Source organism: Oceanimonas sp. MB9 (assembly GCF_011319775.1).
Classification (GTDB): Bacteria; Pseudomonadota; Gammaproteobacteria; order Enterobacterales; family Aeromonadaceae; genus Oceanimonas; species Oceanimonas doudoroffii.
In genome coordinates this window covers 123482-140152 of record NZ_VFBE01000005.1, presented here as the reverse complement: position 1 = coordinate 140152, position 16671 = coordinate 123482, and the positions used below count along the sequence as shown (strand labels likewise).

The following is a 16671-nucleotide window of genomic DNA, read 5'->3' as shown; positions in this document are numbered from 1 at the left end:
TCAATACCCCCTGGCGCTGAAGTCGGGCACAAAGGCATTGGGTGGCAGCCGCCATACTCGCGTGCTGAGCCGGCCGTCAGGATAAAGCGACAGCTGGCGCCAGCCCGGGGCCATATAGTCCAGGGCAAAATCGTCAGACAGCGGCTTGAACTGAATGCAGGTAGAGGGGCTGGCCAGGTAGCGAATGCCATCAAATACCTGATCAAAGCCCTGGTGTACATGGCCGCACAGTACCACGCTGTTGGCCTGGTGACGGGCCAGTCTGACCTGCAGTTGCTCGGCGTTGCGCAGGTTGTGCTGATCCAGCCAGGCGCAGCCCACCGGCACCGCCTGATGATGCACCGCCAGCAGCAGGTGATGCTGCGGATAGTGCTCCAGGGCCGTATCCAGCAGCGTCAGCTGGGCCTCGCTCAGCCGGCCACAGGTTTCTCCCTGAGCCTGGGAGTCGAGCAACAACACCTGCCAGTGCTCTCCCAGCAAATGGTTGGCCTGGCTGACGCCGGCGGCATCCAGCTCCGCCTGCATCACCGGCGCCTCGTCGTGATTGCCGGGCAACCAGAACACCGGCGGGGTCAGCTCACTCATCATGGCCACGAAGTGACGATATGACTCGGCACTTTGATCCTGGGACAGATCACCGGTGGCCAGAATGGCGTCGCAGCCGGCCAGCTCTTCCTTCATGGCATTCACCACCGCCCGGCAACTGTGCCAGGTGGCCACGCCCAGCAATTCTCCCTCCCGGTCGGCAAACAGGTGGGTATCGGTAATCTGGGAAAGTTCGGCCACACCATTCCGGGAATGGGTATCAAGGGGAACCGTGGAAAGGGTCATTGCCTCGCTCAAAGCTGTTTGATGGTACTGAATCCGTGTTGCAGGCAACATCTCAGCCATTCGGCGAGAAAGAAGTTTACCTGTTCCTTTTCGTTGCGGTGGTGCATGTTTTTATTGGGATAATCATAACTTGGCTGCAGGGTGGAAATCTGCTGACTGGCACACACTTCGGCCATTCTGACGTCATGGTAGAGCCGCACCCGCACCTTCATGCGCATGAATACCGGCAATCCCGGGGTGCACTGCTCAATGGACACATGCCAGGTGTAGGGGGCCGTTTCCAGCACCCGCAACACAAACAGCACCCGCTCGCTGATGCCCACCGACAGGCTCTCCCCCACCTGCGCCTCGTTGGGCAGCAGGCGCATCAGGGCCATGTAGTTGGTGTCGCAGGTGCGCTGCAATCCTCTCAGATCCGGCACATGCTTGCGGGCGGTAGTGAAAACCAAGTTCGTCTCCTCGTCTTGTGTGGGCCAGGCTATTTCCAGAGCCCGGACTCACGATTCAATGCCAGCCACTGCAGGGCAATCACGCTGGCGGCGTTATCTATTCTACCATCCTCCAGCCATTGCATCGCCTGCTCCCTTGGCAGCCGGTGCACGCGAATGTCTTCCCCTTCGTCGGCCAGGCCGGCGTGGGTGGCGGCCTGGGCGGCATCCACCTCGCCCACAAACACGGTAATACGCTCGCTGCAGCCCCCCGGGCTGGAGAAATACCCCAGCGCCCGGGTCAGCCGCCCAAGCGTCAGTCCGGCTTCTTCTTCCGCTTCCCGGCGCACCACGGCTTCTTCCGATTCGCCGGGCTCGACGATGCCCGCCACAATCTCCAGCAGCCAGGGGCTGTCCTGATGATGAATGGCTCCCACTCTGAACTGCTCCACCAGCACCACCTCATCACGCACCGGATCATAGGGCAGCACCGCCGCCGCATGGCCTCGGTCAAACAGCTCCCGCGTCAGCTCAGGGCCCCAGCCGCCACCAAACAGCCGGTGCCGCAGGCGCACTCTCAGCAAGCGAAAAAATCCTTTATAGCCGGTTTCCTCGGCCACAACCTGCATGTCCTGGCGCCCAAAACGGGCATCATTGTGCTTGCTCATGTGCGCTCCCCGCTTGACATTCCGGCGGCAAAATTTAGACTGAAACGCCGCCAATGAATGAACGTTCATTCTTGTTCGTCATGGGCTTTAGGGCCACCCATGCCAACGCATTTGCCGTGCCGCTGCCGGCATGGCCCGCCCATGTTACCGTTATACTGAACAGACGAAAACCGACTGCCTGCATGAGCAGGGTGATCATGGCTCCATCCGTTAACAAGGCCAACGCATGAAAAAAACACTGTTGTCGACCCTGGTACTGCTGTGCACGGCGGGCCAGGCGCAGGCCGAAAACCTGCTGGAAATCTACCAACAGGCCACGCAAAACGACCCTCAGGTACGCGAAGCCAAGGCGCGTCGCGACGCCGCCTTTGAGAAAATCAACGAGTCCCGCGCGCCCCTGCTGCCCCAGGTGGATCTGAGCGCCGGCGCCAACTACACCCAGAGCAATCAGACCGATTCCACTGTCACCAATGCCGGCGTCAACCTGAGCCAGGCGCTGTATCGCAGATCGAGCTGGGTCAGCCTCGACATCACCGAAAAACAGGCCGCCCAGAGCGAAGTCAGTTACAAGCAGGAACAGCAGGCATTGATCGTGCGCGCCACCCAGGCCTATTTCAACGTGCTCAACGCCGAAGATGCCCTGAGCTTTGTGCAGGCCAACAAGGAGGCGGTCAGCCGCCAGCTGGAACAGACCAAACAGCGCTTTGAGGTGGGCCTGAGCGCCATGACCGATGTGCACGAGGCCCAGGCCCAGTTCGACCAGGCACTGGCGGACGAAATTCTGGCCCGCAACGCCCTCGACAACAGCAAGGAAGCCCTGCGCGAACTCACCGGCATGCACTACGACCAGCTGGCGCCACTCAATACCGACAGCTTCAGCCCGCAGGCACCGGTCATTCGTGCCGATGGCTGGCTGGAGATCGCCCTGGAGCAGAACCTGGAGCTGCACGGCCAGCGCATCGCCAAGGACATTGCCAACGAGCAGATCGATCTGGCCCGGGCCGGCCACCACCCCACCCTGGATCTGAATGCCGGCCTCAACAGCCGTCGTACCGATTTCAGTGGCACCTCCACCGACAGCAATAACGCTCGCGACAATACCCTGAGTGAAGGCACCCTGGGCGTCAGCTTTAACCTGCCGCTCTATTCCGGTGGCGCCACCAGCTCGCAAGTGAGCCAGGCCCAGTACAACTATGTGGCGGCCAGTGAAGTGCTGGAAAAAAGCTTTCGCTCGGTGCAGAGCAGCGTCTATTCCTCCTATAACGACGTGACCGCAGCCCTTGGCTCCATCCGTGCCTTTGAGCAGCTGGTCATTTCCGCGGAGAGCGCCCTCAGTGCCACCGAAGCCGGCTATGAGGTGGGCACCCGCACCATCGTCGACGTGCTCAACGCCACTCAGCAGCTGTACGATGCCCGCCAGCAGCTGTCATCGGCCCGCTACAACTACATCGTCAGCCAGCTGCAGCTCAAACAGGCCGCCGGCAACCTGACCGAGCAGGATCTGATCGACATCAATAACGGCCTGCAGCGGTAACGTTGGATGTAAAGCGCAAGATGTAAAAACGTAAGACCCGGGGAAGGCATCTGCCTTCCCTGGTAGTTACCGGGACAAACTAAGGAATTCGCGTGTTTAAAATTATTCTGGGCCTCGCCCTGGTGGCACTGGTGGTGCTGTTTATCTATCGCTCTCAGGGCAACAAGCAGGCGGCGGCCGAGAACATTCGGGCCGGCGACGCCTTTCTGGCCGACAACCAGCAAAAGGAAGGGGTGCAAACCACCGAGTCCGGCCTGCAGTATCAGGTACTGAAAGCAGGTACCGGCACGGTACACCCCAAGGCCAGCGACAAGGTCACCGTGCACTACCATGGCACCCTGCTCGACGGCAGCGTGTTCGACAGCTCGGTGGAGCGGGGCGAGACCATACAGTTTGGCCTCAACCAGGTGATCAAGGGCTGGACCGAGGGCCTGCAACTGATGGTGGAGGGCGAAAAGACCCGCTTCTTCATTCCCGCCAGGCTGGCTTACGGCAACCGCGCCGTGGGCAGCATCCCGCCGGGATCCGTGCTGATCTTTGAGGTCGAGCTGTTCAGGATCAACTGATCACCCTAGCCCGTTTTCGTGTTGGGAGCATCAACGCCGGCCCGGCGCATCAGCCAGCCGGCCATCATGCCCAGCAACACAATGCGCAGCACATGATGAAAGATCACCCATGACGGCTCCAGCCCGGTGACCAGGGCCAGGTAGATCATGGCTTCCACCGCCCCCGGGGCATAAGCCAGCCACACCTGAAACACCGGCAGCCCCAGCCACCAGCCGACCAGCCCCGCCCACAGCAGCGACACCAGCGAGCTCGACAGGCTCACCAGCAGCCCCGCTGCCAACAGGGCGGCCATTTCCCGCGCCGGCAGCGGCCGAAGCCGGCTGCCCACCAGGGCCCCCAACAACACCATGCTCACCGGGATCAGTCCGTCCACCGGCAGCGCCGGCTCACCCAGCCAGGCGGCGCAGGCACCGGCAACGAACACGCCGGAGAGGATATGGCTGGCGGGCACTCTGAACCGGGCCAGCAGTTCGCCACTTCCCCAGGCCAGTATCACCAGCGCCAGGCTGGCAACGGCCGACAGGGTCTGGCTGGCGGGCGTGGCCGCCAGCGGCACCCATTCCAGCACCATGGCGGTGCTGACCGTGGCCACCAGGGCAATGACCCGCACCGTTTGTGACAGGATGACGCGAATGGGATTGTCCAGCTGCGTGGCCAGGGCCGCCATCACCGACAACGCCCCCGGGGATGCGCCCATGGCCGCCTCCTGCCGGGACCAGCCGAGCCGGTGCAGCAGGTATTGGCCGAGGGGCATCTGGGTGGCCAGACACAGCAAAAGCCCCGCCACGCTGACCAACAGCGAGGCGGGGCCGGGCAGATGCAAGTCCAGCCGCAGCCCTACGGCCACGCCCAGACAGGCCTGTATTGGCGGCATCAGCCGGCGGGGCAGCGCGACCCTGACGCCGAGCAACACGGCCACCGTGACCGCCAGCATGGAGCCCAGCAGCCAGTCGGAAGGAAAGCCGGCCCAGTGGGCCAGCCCGCCTCCTGCCGCGCCCAGCGCACCGGTACGCAGCCAGCTCATCATGCTTCGGCAGCCGCCTGCTTTTGGCGCAGTGCGCGGCGACGTTTCATCACCAGCGGCAGCACCAGTACCATGGCACTCAGGGTCCACAGGGTCAGGGTCACGCCGTTGTTGAACAGTATGCCCCAGTCACCGGCACTGATGGACAGCGCCCGGCGCAGGTTGTCTTCCAGCACCTCACCCAGCACCAGGCCAAGGATCACCGGCGCCAGGGAGAAGCCCAGCTTGCGCAGCAGGAAACCAAACACACCCAGCAGTATCATAAAGAACAGATCAAAGCTGGCGCCGTGAATGGAGTAGATGCCCACAAAGGTCAGCATCACGATCACCGGCACCAGGTAGGCCTGACGCACGCTCAGCATGCGCACAAAGATACCGACCAGGGGCAGGTTCATCACCAGCAGCGCAATGTTACCCACGAACATGGAGGCGATCAGACCCCAGGCAATGTCCGGCTTCTGGCTGAACAGCAACGGACCCGGGGTCACATCAAACAGCAGCAGGGCGCCCAACAGAATGGCGGTGGTGCCGGATCCGGGGATCCCCAGGGTCAGCATGGGCACCATGGAGCCCACCGCCGCCGAGTTGTTGGCCGCCTCAGGCGCCGCCAGGCCGCGCACATCGCCGTTACCAAACTCGTTGTTCTCGCCGGCCATGCGCTTTTCGGTGCCGTAGGCCACGGCGCTGGCCACGGAAGCACCGGTACCGGGCAGCACGCCGATCACAAAGCCCACCAGGGTCGAGCGCAGCACGGTCCAGCGCACCTGCACCAGATCCGCCGCCTTGACGAAGGACTTGCTGACCTTTTCCAGCCGGCCACCGCCGCCGTAGTGATGCTCCACCAGCAGCAGAATTTCGCTGATGGCGAACATGCCGATCACCACCACCAGAAAGTCGATGCCGTCAAACAGACTGGTCAGGCCAAAGGTAAAGCGCAACACGCCGGTGCCGGAGTCGACCCCGACCGTGGCCATGGCCAGGCCGATAAGGGCGCCGATCACGGTTTTTACCGGACGCGAGCCCACCATGGACGCCAGGCAGCACAGCGCAAATACCATCAGCGCCACGAACTCCGCCGGGCCAAAGGTGACCGCCAGCCGGGTCAGCAGCGGGGTAAAGATCACCAGCAGGATCAACGCCCCCATGGAGCCGGCAAAGGACGACACCGCCGACAGCGCCAGCGCCCGGCCACCCTCGCCCCGCTTGGCCATGGGATGACCGTCCAGGGTGGTCATGATGGCGCCGGCATCCCCGGGCACGTTCAGCAGAATACTGGAAATACGACCGCCGTACTCGGCGCCGTAATAGACCCCCGCCAGCAGAATAATGGCCGACGCCGGCTCCAGGCCCATGGAATAAGCCAGCGGCAGCAGAATGGCGATGCCGTTGATGGGCCCGATGCCCGGCAGCGCCCCCATCAGGGTGCCGAAAAAGCAGCCGGCCAGCACCAGCCCCAGATTCATGGGCGTCAGGGCCACGGCAAAGCCGCTGGCCAGGGTAGACAACACATCCATGACATTAACCTCCAAACACCGTGCCCACCGGCACATTCAGCTCCAGCAACCCGCTCATCACCAGGTGCCCCACGCCGCCCAGTGCCGCGGAGTAAACCAGGGCCCGGCCCCAGTCCAGCCCGAACAGGCGGGCAAACAGGGTGCCGACCAGCCAGGTGGACAGCACAAACCCCAGCAACTCAAAGCTCCAGGCATAGACCAGCAGGCACAGCACCACCACCACGTGGCGAACAAACAGGCTGCGGCCATAGGCCTCTTTCAGCCGGTCGGGCCGAATAGCCAGCCACAGCGCGGTGCCCAGCAGCAACACCGCCAAAATCAGCGGTATGGCCTTGGGCCCTACCGGCTCATACTGAAAAGGCACGTCCAGTTGCCAGGCGGCGGCCCCCAGGGCCACCGCCAGCACCATCAGCGCCAGCGAAAAACAACGATCCGCCATGACGCCACTCCTTATCTGAGCAGTCCCATTTCTCGGGACAGGTTCTGAAACTTCTCGATTTCCGCCTTCACATAGGCTTCATACTCGGCACCGGACATGGACAGCGGGAACAGCCCCTGATGGTCGCGCACCTGGGCAAAGGCATCGTTCTGATAGAGTTCGTTGAACTGCTGCACCCAGTAGCCGTAAGCCTCGTCGGAGGCATCGGGTGCCATGTAGAAGCCGCGCATGATGGGCCATTCCATGTCGAAACCCTGCTCGGTGGCGGTGGGAATGCCGGCAAAGTCGCCCTCCAGCCGCTCCGGCGCCATCACCGCCAGCACCCGCACTATGCCGGCGTCCAGCTGGCCCTTGATCTCGGACACATCCCCCGGATACACCTGAATGTGGTTGCCCAGCACCGCCGCCATGGCGTCGCCGCCGCCCTCATAGGCCACATAGCGCATGGCGCGCGGATCCAACCCCAGGCTGCGATACAGGAAGGCCGCCTTCATCCAGTCCTGACTGCCCACGGTGCCGCCGGCGCCAAACACCAACTTGTTCGGGTTGGCCTTGAGATCCGCCGCCAGCTCCTCCAGGCTTTGCCAGGGCGCGTCGGCCTTGACGATAATGGCGCCATAGTCGGTGCCGATGGAGCCCACCCAGCGGGCGTCATCCACGTCCAGATCCCGGCCGAACTTGCTCAGGGCCAGGTTGAGGGAAGAGCCGGAGCTGAACGCCACCACGGCGTTGTTGTCTTCACGGCGGTTGCTGTTCATGTGGGTGTAGGCCACGGCGCCCACGCCACCGGGCATAAAGGTCACTCGCATCGGCTCATTGAGCAGGCCGGACTTGTCCAGGCCGTTGGTCAGAATGCGGCAGGTCAGGTCAAAACCACCGCCCGGCTTGGCCGGCGCAATGCACTCCGGCTTGTCGAGGGTAAATTCGGCACTGGCGGTACCCGTCATCATCAGCAGGCCGGCGCCCAGCAGGGCTTTGGTCAGGGAATGCAGCTTCATAACAGTTCTCCTTGTTTGGGGTTCCATGGCACACTCTCGGCCAGGTGAAGCCAGCCGCTTGTCGCCAAACCGAAGGTTGTTAACAAGGGCTTTACATTTGCCTATGCTACTGCCCAAAGCTGTCACCAGGCTGTCATGAGCAAGGAAGGGGCCACAATAAATGCGCATTCTCGTGATCGAAGATACCACCGTGCTGGGCGAGGCCATTGCCGAGCGGCTGCAGAAGCTGGGCCACGGCACCGATCTGATTGACAATGGCCGCCAGGCCGCCGACTGGTTGCGCCACCAACAGGTGGACCTGATCATTCTCGATCTCAACCTGCCGGGCCTGGACGGCGACGCCCTGCTGACGGAGCTGCGCCAGCGCAAGAACACCACGCCGGTGCTGATCCTGACAGCCCGGGACGGCATCAACGATCGCATCAAGCTGCTGGATTCCGGCGCCGACGACTACCTGGCCAAGCCCTTTGACTTTGGCGAGCTGGAAGCCCGGGTGCGGGCCCTGCTGCGCCGCCGCCAGGGTTATGCCTCGGACGTGAGCGAGCACGGCAACCTGGTGTTCAACCGCACCGCCAAGACGGTCACCATTGCGGGCGAGCCCTGCGGACTGGTGAACCGGGAGTTCCGCCTGCTGGAGATCTTTCTCTCAGGGCTGGAACGGGTCATGAGCAAGGAAGAGCTCACCGACCGGCTGTTCAATGCCGACGAAACCCCTTCGGCCAACGCCATTGAGCTCTATGTGGCCCGGCTGCGCAAGAAACTGGCGGGCAGTTCGGTGCGCATTCAGACCCTGCGCGGCCTGGGTTATGTCGCCCATGTGCAGACGGAAAACAGCCAGCCATGACCCCGACGGACGACGTGCACCACCCGGCCCTGCGCCGCCGGCTGCTGGTGCTGAGCGGCGTGGTGCTGACGGTACTGGCACTGCTGGCACTGGCGCTGATGCACAATTATGCCCGCCGCACCGCCGATCGCAGTTACGACATGATGCTGAACAGCGCCATACTGCAACTGGGCCAGTCGGTGCGCCACACCGGCCAGGGCTTTGCCGTGGATCTGCCGGTGGCGGCCTTTGCCACCCTGGCCCAGGCCCCGCAGGACAGGGTGTTTTACCGCATCAGCGTCAACGGCGAGGTACTGACCGGCTACCCGGACCTGCCCGCCCCGCCGCCCCGCGCCCCGGAGGAGCAAGCCCTGACGCAAGCCAGGCCGGATTTTTTCAACCTCACGTATCAGGATGAGGCCATTCGTGTGGCCCGGCTGGTGCGACTCAACACCGAGCGCCTGCCCCAGGACGAAATCGTGATCGAGCTGGCCCAGACCCGGCTGGCCCGGGACGCCATGGCCGAGGCCATGCTGCATCCGGCCCTGGAGCTGATGCTGGCGGTACTGGCGGTGGCCCTGGGTCTGCTGTGGCTGGGCATCTATTACGCCTTTAGTCCGTTTCGGCAGCTGGCCCGCGCCCTGTCCCGGCGCTCGCCCCGGGATCTGACCCCCCTGGCGCTGCCGGTGCCGAAAGAAACCCTGCCCCTGCTCGACACCATCAACGACTTTATCGCCCGCCAGCAAGCCCTGCTGGAACGGGTGGAGTCCTATACCTCGGTGGCCGCCCATCAGCTGCGCACGCCCCTGGCCACCCTGCGGGCCCTGTGCGAAAACGCGCGAGACGAGGCCGATAACGGCCGTCGGCAACGACTGCTGGCGCAACTGGTGGAGCAATGCGATCAGCTGTCTTTAACGGTGCGTCACCTGCTCAATCAGGCGCTGCTCGATCACCGCTTTCACAGCCGCGAGCCGGAGCCGGTGGCGCTCAACGCCCTGGTACGGCAGGTGTGCATGGAGCTGGCGGTCCAGGCCCTGCATCGGGGCGTGGAACTGGCCTTTGTGCCGGCGCCGGCGGAGCGGCAACTGCGCGGCGACGCCTTTGCCCTGACCCAGATGCTCAACAACCTGATCGAAAACGCCGTGGCCCACAGTCCGGCCGACGGCCTGGTGGAGATCGCCGTGGGTGCCGACGGCTGCATTTGCATTCGGGATTCGGGCCCGGGCATTGCCGACCAGGAGAAAGAAAGGGTGTTTGAACGTTTTTACCGAGGCACCGCCAGCCGCCATCACGGCAGCGGCCTGGGCATGGCCATCGCCCGGGACGTGGCCGAGCACCATCATGCCCGCATTCGCCTCACCGATAACCACCCTCACGGCCTGACGGTGGAAATTCGTTTTGGCACGGAGGCCTGGCTGTGAACTGGCTGATCCTGCTGCTGTTATGCCTGCTGCCGACGGCGTGGGCGGAACAAAGCATACGGCTGCCCGCCACCGGGGTGGAGCAAACGCAACTGGTGCTCTATAGCGCCACCGACTACCAGCACATGGCGCCCCTGCTGCAGGCCTTTCAGCGTCGCCGGCCCGACGTGGCCATTGTCTTTGTGGACTTCAATTCCCAGCAGCTGTATCAGCGCTTTCTGGAAGAAGGCAGGGACTCACCGGCCGATCTGTTGCTGAGCTCGGCCATGGATCTGCAGCTTAAACTGGTCAACGACGGCCATGCTCGGCCCTGGCACTCCGACCGCACCGATGCCCTGCCCGCCGGCGTGCACTGGCGGCATGAGCTGTTCGCCCTGACCGTGGAGCCGGTGGTCATGGTATTCAACCGCGATCTGCTGGGCCCTCATGCCCTGCCCCGCAGCCGCCAGGAGCTGCTGGCCCTGCTGCGCCGGGATCCCGCGCGTTTTCAGGGCCGTATTCGCGCCTATGACATCACCCAGAGCGGCGTGGGCTATTTGCTGGCCACCCAGGACAGCCAGCAGGGGGAAAGCTACGGCCGGCTGCTGGAAGCCTTTGGCGGCCTGTCGGTACGCCTGAGTGAAAGCAGCAACCAAATGCTCACCGAGCTGGCCGAAGGCCGGGCCGTGCTGGGCTATAACCTGCTGGGCTCTTATGTGGCCGCCGCCGTCGACAACCATCCCCAGCTGGCGGCGGTGGCTCCCCGGGACTACAGCCTGCTGTTGATGCGCCTGGCGCTGATTTCCCGCTATGCCCGGCAGCCACAACTGGCGGGCGAGCTGCTCGACTTTATGCTGTCCCCCGTCGGCCAGGCGGCGCTGGCCGACGGTGGCCTGCTGCCGCTGTTTACCCCCGAAGCCGGGCTGACCGTGCGCCCCGAGGGACCGGTCACCCCCATTCCCCTCACCCCGGCACTGCTGCCGGCACTGGATCCCCTCGACAAGCAGGGTTTTATACGCACCTGGACCGGCTCCATGGCGCCCTGAGCCGCTGCACCACGCCGGGCGCCTGCCTTGTATTGGTGCAGCACGTCTTTTGCGTAGAAACATAAACAATTGATAAGTAAACATTTATAAAAATGGCACGGCCCTTGCTGATGAGATGAACCATCTTTTTATGTTTTGCAGGGCCACGATGACAGCTTTCACTGAGACCACCTGTCCCTATTGCGGCGTTGGCTGCGGCATACGGGTCGACCAGCAAGGCGCCGTACAGGGCGATAAACGTCATCCCGCCAACCGGGGTGCCCTCTGTGTGAAGGGCACGGCACTGACGGAAAGCCAGCGCCTGCCCAGTCGCCTGCTCTACCCCAGGCTCAAGGGAAAGGAAGTGGACTGGCCGGCGGCGATCGAGCACATCGCCCTGCGCCTGAACGACATTATCGAGCAGCACGGCCCAGAGGCGGTGGCCTTTTACGGCTCGGGCCAGATGCTGACCGAAGACTACTATGTGGCCAACAAGCTGATGAAGGGCTTTATCGGCTCGGCCAATATCGACACCAACTCCCGGCTGTGCATGTCGTCCGCCGTCGCCGCCCACCAGTACGCCTTTGGCGAGGATGCGGTGCCCGCCTGCTACGACGACATCGACGAGGCCGAGCTGGTGGTGATCGCCGGCGCCAATACCGCATGGACCCATCCGGTCCTGTTTCGCCGGCTGGAAGCCGCCCGGGCCGCCAAGCCGCGCCAGCAATGGATCGTGATCGACCCCAGGGCCACCGCCACCGCCCGTCAGGCGGATCTGCACCTGGCCATCACCCCGGGCTCGGATCTGGCGTTGTTCAACGGCCTGGCCCGCTATCTGCTCGAGCAGGGGGCCATCGATCGGGATTTCGTCACTCGGCATGTGGCGGGCCTGGACGAACTGCGGCAACAGCTGTCCGCGCCCGAGTTCGCCCCCGAGCAAGTAGCCGACACCACCGGCCTGAGCCTGGAACGGCTGCTGCATTTCTATCGCCTGTTCCAGGCCCACCCCCAAACCCTGACCCTGTTCTGCATGGGCATCAATCAGTCGCTCCAGGGCACCCACAACGCCGGCGCCATCATCAATTGCCACCTGCTCACCGGCCGTATCGGCAAGCCGGGCGCGGCGCCCTTTTCACTGACCGGCCAGCCCAACGCCATGGGCGGACGCGAGGTGGGGGGACTGGCCAACCAGCTGGCGGCCCACATGGACTTTGCCCCCGCCAACCGGGACAGGGTAGCCCGCTTCTGGGGTACCGAGCGCCTGGCCCAGGGGCCCGGGCACAAGGCCATGGACATGATGGCGGCGCTGGAGCGGGGTGAAATCAAGGCGTTGTGGGTGATGGGCACCAACCCGGCGGTGTCGCTGCCCGACAGTGCCCGGGCCCGTCGTGCCCTGGCCCGCTGCGAGCTGCTGATCGTCTCCGACATCAGCCCCGCCACCGACACCGCCCGGCTGGCCGACGTGCTGCTGCCCGCCGCCGGCTGGGGCGAAAAGGACGGCACCGTCACCAACTCGACACGCATCATCTCCCGCCAGCGCCCCTTTCGCGCGGCTCCGGGTGCCGCCAAACCGGACTGGTGGGCCCTGTGCCGGGTGGCACGCGCCATGGGCTTTACCGGTGCCTTTGACTTTGACTCCCCCGCCGCCATTTTTCGTGAACACGCCGCCCTTTCCGGTTTTGAAAACCGGGGCGAGCGGCTGTTCAACCTGGGGGCGCTCGGCACCCTGAGCGATGCCGACTACGACGCCCTGCGCCCGTTGAGCTGGCCCCTGGCGGGTCAGCACGGCGGCCCGGTCCGGCTGTTTGCCGATGGCCGCTTTGCCACCGCCGATGGCCGGGCGCGGCTGCGGACGGCGGCGCCGCAGGCCGGCCCCGGCACCCGGGCGTTACTGCTCAATACCGGCCGGCTGCGGGATCAGTGGCACACCATGAGCCGCACCGGCCATGTGGCACGGCTGATGGCGGCGGCCACCGAGCCTCGGGCCCACCTGCACCCCGACACCCTGGCCCGCCTCGGACTGGGCCAGAATGATCTGCTGGCCCTCAGCAACGCGCGAGCCAGCATACTGGTGCGCCCGGTGGCCGACGATGACATGGCCCGCGAACAGGTGTTTGTGCCCATGCACTGGAGCGGAGAGTTCAGTGCCGGTGGCCGGGTCAACGATCTGACCGAAGCCCGGGGCTGTGCCCTGTCCGGCCAGCCCGCCTTCAAGCAAAGCCAGGTGCAGGCCAGCCCGGTCAGGCCCGGCTGGCAGGCCAGCTGGATTGCCAGCGAGGCCCCGGCCTCGCTGCCGGCCTGGTGGAGCCGGCGGCCGCTGAGCCGGGGCGAATGCTGGAGCCTGGCCGGACTCGAGGGCTCCGCCGAGGAGCTGCGGGCCGGGCTGACCGTCACCGACAGCTGGCTGGACTGGCCCCTGCCCCAGGGCCGGCTGCTGATTCGACTGACGGCAGGCAAGGTCAATGCCCTGCTGCTGCAGGGGTTGTCACCCTGGCACATCGATGCAGAGCCGCTGGCCGCGCTGCTGGATGCCCCCCTGCAACCCAGTTTGTTACTTACCCGGCTGGGTCTGGCCCTGGCCGGCAACAGCCGGCTGGTGTGCAGCTGCTGGAGCGTCAGCGAGGCACAAATCCAGCGCACCATAGAGCAGCACGACCTCACAACGCTGGCGCAACTGCAGCAACAGCTCAAATGCGGCACCCGCTGCGGCTCCTGTGTGCCGGAGCTGAAACAGATTCTGGTCGCGTGCCGGTCCCAAACGCGGGAGACCAGCACCTGATCCCCAGGTTCCATTAACTCCGGTCTGCCCGGGGCGTTTCCTCCACTCCTGCCCGTTTGGCGACTCCCATGCTTGCATGGGAGTTTTTTTTGCGCCCGGCACCGAGTGGAAACCTCTGCATCATTGTGGTGAAACGCCTGCCCGCAAACAGGCGCCCCTTGTTGGCAATGAAAATAAAAACATATAAAAATCATTAACTTAAAATTGGCACATATCTTGATACTTAATCTGTAGTCACCGATTTTTCCGGCCAAGGAACCAACCTCACAGGGAGTATCATCATGACGTTATGGCAAACCACAGCGACGGCCTGCACCCTCGCCCTGAGCCTGGCCGCCCCCCTCGCGGCCCAGGACGGGCCCGGACCGGCGGAAAAGGACGAGCTGACCCTGGGCTTTATCAAGCTCACCGACATGGCCCCCCTGGCCATCGCCTACGAGAAGGGCTTTTTTGAGGATGAAGGGCTCTATGTCACCCTGGAAGCCCAGGCCAACTGGAAGGTGCTGCTGGACAGGGTCATTTCCGGCGAACTGGATGGCGCCCACATGCTGGCCGGCCAGCCCATCGGAGCCTCCCTCGGCATCGGTACCCAGGCCGACATCATCACCGCCTTCAGCATGGATCTGAACGGCAATGCCATTACCGTGGCCAACCAGGTGTGGTCAACCATGAAGCCGCACCTCGAACATGATGCCGCCGGCAAGCCGCTGCACCCCATTTCCGCCTCCGCGCTCAGGCCGGTACTGGAGCAATATCAGCAGGATGGCAAAAGCCTGAACCTGGGCATGGTGTTTCCGGTGTCCAGCCACAACTACGAACTGCGTTACTGGCTGGCCGCCGGCGGCATTCATCCCGGCTACTACGCCCCTCATCAGGGCGACAACAGTGGTCAACGCCAGGCCGAGGTACTGCTCTCGGTCACCCCGCCGCCCCAGATGCCGGCCACCCTGGAAGCCGGCACCATCGCCGGCTACAGCGTGGGCGAACCCTGGAACCAACAGGCGGTGCTGAAGCAGATCGGGGTGCCGGTGATCACCAACCACGACATCTGGCCCCACAACCCGGAAAAGGTATTCGGCGTCAGCCAGGCCTGGGCCGATGCCAACCCCAACACCCACCTGCGGCTGATCAAGGCCCTGCTGCGCGCCGCCCACTGGCTGGATCAGGGGGACAACGCCAACCGACCGGAAGCGGTGGAGATACTGTCACAGCCCTACTATGTGGGCGCCGATAAAAAGGTGATCGCCGCCAGCATGACCGGCTCCTTTGAGTACGAGCGCGGCGATGTACGCCCGGCCCCCGACTTCAACGTGTTCTTTCGCCACAACGCCACCTACCCCTGGTACAGCGATGCCATCTGGTTCATGACCCAAATGCGCCGCTGGGGCCAGATTGCCGACGCCAAGAGCGATGACTGGTACCTGGAGCAGGCCAGACGCATCTATCGCCCCGACATCTACGTGCAGGCTGCTCGCGCACTGATCGCCGAGGGCAAGCTGAATGCCGCCGACTTTCCCGATCTGGACCAGCGGGACGGTTTTCGCCCAGCCACCAACGCCTTTATCGACGGCGCCACCTTTGACGGCCGCAAGCCCAACGCCTACATCGACCAGTTCGCCATCGGCCTGACCGGCGACACCCGGCTGTAAGCAACGAGGAGAGTAAAATGAGCATCAACGTAATTTCACTGACCCACTGGTCACGGCTGACCTCGCCTCGAAGCTGGTCAAAGGCCCTGACCCCTCTGCTCGGCCTCACCGTGTTCCTGCTGCTGTGGCACCTGCTGGCGGGCCAGGTGCAGACCTCCCTCGGCACCCTGCCCGGCCCGGTGCAGACCGGCCAGCAGCTGATGAACCTGGTGCAGGAGCACCAGCGGGAACGGGATCGGGAGCAACAGTTCTATCAGCGCCAGCACGATCGCAATCAGGCCCTGTTGGCGAAAAACCCCGAGGCCGAGGTGCGCATTCGCACCTTTAACGGCCGCCCCACCTTTTTCGACCAGATAATGACCAGCCTGAAAACGGTGGCCGCCGGCTTTCTGCTGGCCACCGCCATCGCCATTCCGGCGGGCATTGCCCTGGGCCTGAACAAGACCCTGCACCAGGCGATAAACCCGCTGGTACAGCTGCTCAAGCCGGTGTCGCCCCTGGCCTGGCTGCCGCTGGTGACCATAGTGGTGAGTGCGCTTTATGTGAGCCCGGATCCACTGTTGTCCAAGTCGTTCCTGATCTCGCTGTTCACCGTCACCCTGTGCTGCCTGTGGCCCACCCTGATCAACACCGCGGTGGGCGTGGCCAACCTGGACCAGGATCTGAACAACGTCAGCAAAATGCTGCGCCTGGGCAACCTGACCCACGTACGCAAAATCGTGCTGCCGAGCGCCATTCCAATGATTTTCACCGGCCTGCGGCTGTCTCTGGGGGTGGCCTGGATGGTGCTGATCGCCGCCGAAATGCTGGCCCAGAACCCGGGACTGGGCAAGTTTGTGTGGGATGAGTTCCAGAACGGCAGCAGCGACTCCATGGCGCGCATCATGGTGGCGGTCGTGGTCATCGGCCTTATCGGCTACCTGCTGGACCGCCTGATGCTGGGCCTGCAGCAACGCCTGTCCTGGGACAAAAACAGCAACCACCGCTAAGGA

The 16671-nt window shown here is 64.0% G+C and carries 16 protein-coding genes; 8 read left to right on the top strand and 8 right to left on the bottom strand.

Annotated features, from left to right (window positions below; all coding sequences use genetic code 11):
* The 4 genes from cpdA to OJHNALOF_RS03930 are packed head-to-tail and all read right to left on the bottom strand — an operon-like array spanning nucleotide 1 to nucleotide 2126.
* Entirely contained in the window at nucleotides 1-831 is an 831-nt protein-coding gene (cpdA, locus tag OJHNALOF_RS03945) for a 3',5'-cyclic-AMP phosphodiesterase (protein ID WP_094200399.1), read from the bottom strand.
* An 8-nt stretch (nucleotides 832-839) separates the two neighbouring features.
* A complete protein-coding gene (locus OJHNALOF_RS03940; protein WP_094200400.1) occupies nucleotides 840-1280 on the bottom strand; it encodes a DUF1249 domain-containing protein in 441 nt (146 codons plus the stop codon).
* A 29-nt stretch (nucleotides 1281-1309) separates the two neighbouring features.
* On the bottom strand, nucleotides 1310-1927 hold the full coding sequence (gene nudF / locus OJHNALOF_RS03935; protein WP_165661225.1) for an ADP-ribose diphosphatase: 618 nt from the start codon (nucleotides 1925-1927) through the stop codon (nucleotides 1310-1312).
* A 34-nt stretch (nucleotides 1928-1961) separates the two neighbouring features.
* Entirely contained in the window at nucleotides 1962-2126 is a 165-nt protein-coding gene (locus OJHNALOF_RS03930; protein WP_165661224.1) for a hypothetical protein, read from the bottom strand.
* Between the two features lie 27 nt (nucleotides 2127-2153).
* On the opposite strand from OJHNALOF_RS03930, the gene tolC reads away from it, so the two are divergent.
* Together tolC and OJHNALOF_RS03920 are read left to right on the top strand one after the other, a co-directional pair.
* Complete coding sequence (gene tolC, locus OJHNALOF_RS03925; protein ID WP_094200402.1) at nucleotides 2154-3461, top strand: outer membrane channel protein TolC; 1308 nt, start codon at nucleotides 2154-2156, stop codon at nucleotides 3459-3461.
* Between the two features lie 92 nt (nucleotides 3462-3553).
* Nucleotides 3554-4027, top strand: a complete 474-nt coding sequence (locus OJHNALOF_RS03920; protein ID WP_165661223.1) for an FKBP-type peptidyl-prolyl cis-trans isomerase — start codon at nucleotides 3554-3556, stop codon at nucleotides 4025-4027.
* Nucleotides 4028-4032: 5 nt separating this feature from the next.
* On the opposite strand, the gene OJHNALOF_RS03915 is transcribed toward OJHNALOF_RS03920, so the two are convergent.
* From OJHNALOF_RS03915 to OJHNALOF_RS03900, 4 genes are read right to left on the bottom strand one after another with little or no spacing between them, the layout of a single operon-like run.
* A complete protein-coding gene (locus OJHNALOF_RS03915) occupies nucleotides 4033-5055 on the bottom strand; it encodes an AbrB family transcriptional regulator (RefSeq protein WP_165661222.1) in 1023 nt (340 codons plus the stop codon).
* A complete protein-coding gene (locus OJHNALOF_RS03910) occupies nucleotides 5052-6566 on the bottom strand; it encodes a tripartite tricarboxylate transporter permease (RefSeq protein WP_094200405.1) in 1515 nt (504 codons plus the stop codon). Before OJHNALOF_RS03910 ends, OJHNALOF_RS03915 begins: the two co-directional genes overlap by 4 nt.
* A 4-nt stretch (nucleotides 6567-6570) precedes the next feature.
* Nucleotides 6571-7005, bottom strand: coding sequence for a tripartite tricarboxylate transporter TctB family protein (locus OJHNALOF_RS03905; RefSeq protein WP_165661221.1), 435 nt, complete (start codon nucleotides 7003-7005; stop codon nucleotides 6571-6573).
* An 11-nt stretch (nucleotides 7006-7016) separates the two neighbouring features.
* Entirely contained in the window at nucleotides 7017-8003 is a 987-nt protein-coding gene (locus OJHNALOF_RS03900; protein ID WP_165661220.1) for a tripartite tricarboxylate transporter substrate binding protein, read from the bottom strand.
* A 160-nt stretch (nucleotides 8004-8163) separates the two neighbouring features.
* Here OJHNALOF_RS03900 and OJHNALOF_RS03895 point away from each other — a divergent pair, with 160 nt between their 5' ends.
* The 6 genes from OJHNALOF_RS03895 to OJHNALOF_RS03870 all read left to right on the top strand — a co-directional run bounded on the left by OJHNALOF_RS03895 (nucleotide 8164) and on the right by OJHNALOF_RS03870 (nucleotide 16668).
* Nucleotides 8164-8847 (top strand): response regulator transcription factor, encoded by a 684-nt coding sequence (locus OJHNALOF_RS03895; RefSeq protein ID WP_165661219.1) that lies wholly within the window; start codon nucleotides 8164-8166, stop codon nucleotides 8845-8847.
* Complete coding sequence (locus OJHNALOF_RS03890) at nucleotides 8844-10247, top strand: sensor histidine kinase (protein ID WP_165661218.1); 1404 nt, start codon at nucleotides 8844-8846, stop codon at nucleotides 10245-10247. The genes OJHNALOF_RS03895 and OJHNALOF_RS03890 overlap by 4 nt, the downstream gene beginning before the upstream one ends.
* Nucleotides 10244-11272, top strand: a complete 1029-nt coding sequence (locus tag OJHNALOF_RS03885) for an ABC transporter substrate-binding protein (protein ID WP_094200410.1) — start codon at nucleotides 10244-10246, stop codon at nucleotides 11270-11272. Before OJHNALOF_RS03890 ends, OJHNALOF_RS03885 begins: the two co-directional genes overlap by 4 nt.
* Nucleotides 11273-11420: 148 nt before the next feature.
* Nucleotides 11421-14030, top strand: a complete 2610-nt coding sequence (locus OJHNALOF_RS03880) for a nitrate reductase (RefSeq protein WP_165661217.1) — start codon at nucleotides 11421-11423, stop codon at nucleotides 14028-14030.
* A gap of 281 nt (nucleotides 14031-14311) precedes the next feature.
* Nucleotides 14312-15679 carry a CmpA/NrtA family ABC transporter substrate-binding protein gene (locus OJHNALOF_RS03875; RefSeq protein ID WP_165661216.1) on the top strand — a complete coding sequence of 456 codons (1368 nt, stop codon included), beginning with the start codon at nucleotides 14312-14314 and terminating at the stop codon, nucleotides 15677-15679.
* A 17-nt stretch (nucleotides 15680-15696) separates the two neighbouring features.
* On the top strand, nucleotides 15697-16668 hold the full coding sequence (locus OJHNALOF_RS03870; protein WP_165661215.1) for an ABC transporter permease: 972 nt from the start codon (nucleotides 15697-15699) through the stop codon (nucleotides 16666-16668).
* Nucleotides 16669-16671: the final 3 nt, after the last annotated feature.

Coding starts and splice junctions, on each gene's coding strand:
- OJHNALOF_RS03870 (WP_165661215.1), top strand. CDS start 15,697: ATGAGCATCAACGTAATTTCACTGACCCACTGGTCACGGCTGACCTCG.
- OJHNALOF_RS03875 (WP_165661216.1), top strand. CDS start 14,312: ATGACGTTATGGCAAACCACAGCGACGGCCTGCACCCTCGCCCTGAGC.
- OJHNALOF_RS03910 (WP_094200405.1), bottom strand. CDS start 6,566: ATGGATGTGTTGTCTACCCTGGCCAGCGGCTTTGCCGTGGCCCTGACG.
- OJHNALOF_RS03915 (WP_165661222.1), bottom strand. CDS start 5,055: ATGATGAGCTGGCTGCGTACCGGTGCGCTGGGCGCGGCAGGAGGCGGG.
- OJHNALOF_RS03930 (WP_165661224.1), bottom strand. CDS start 2,126: ATGATCACCCTGCTCATGCAGGCAGTCGGTTTTCGTCTGTTCAGTATA.
- OJHNALOF_RS03880 (WP_165661217.1), top strand. CDS start 11,421: ATGACAGCTTTCACTGAGACCACCTGTCCCTATTGCGGCGTTGGCTGC.
- cpdA (WP_094200399.1), bottom strand. CDS start 831: ATGACCCTTTCCACGGTTCCCCTTGATACCCATTCCCGGAATGGTGTG.
- OJHNALOF_RS03900 (WP_165661220.1), bottom strand. CDS start 8,003: ATGAAGCTGCATTCCCTGACCAAAGCCCTGCTGGGCGCCGGCCTGCTG.
- tolC (WP_094200402.1), top strand. CDS start 2,154: ATGAAAAAAACACTGTTGTCGACCCTGGTACTGCTGTGCACGGCGGGC.
- OJHNALOF_RS03905 (WP_165661221.1), bottom strand. CDS start 7,005: ATGGCGGATCGTTGTTTTTCGCTGGCGCTGATGGTGCTGGCGGTGGCC.
- OJHNALOF_RS03895 (WP_165661219.1), top strand. CDS start 8,164: ATGCGCATTCTCGTGATCGAAGATACCACCGTGCTGGGCGAGGCCATT.
- OJHNALOF_RS03890 (WP_165661218.1), top strand. CDS start 8,844: ATGACCCCGACGGACGACGTGCACCACCCGGCCCTGCGCCGCCGGCTG.
- nudF (WP_165661225.1), bottom strand. CDS start 1,927: ATGAGCAAGCACAATGATGCCCGTTTTGGGCGCCAGGACATGCAGGTT.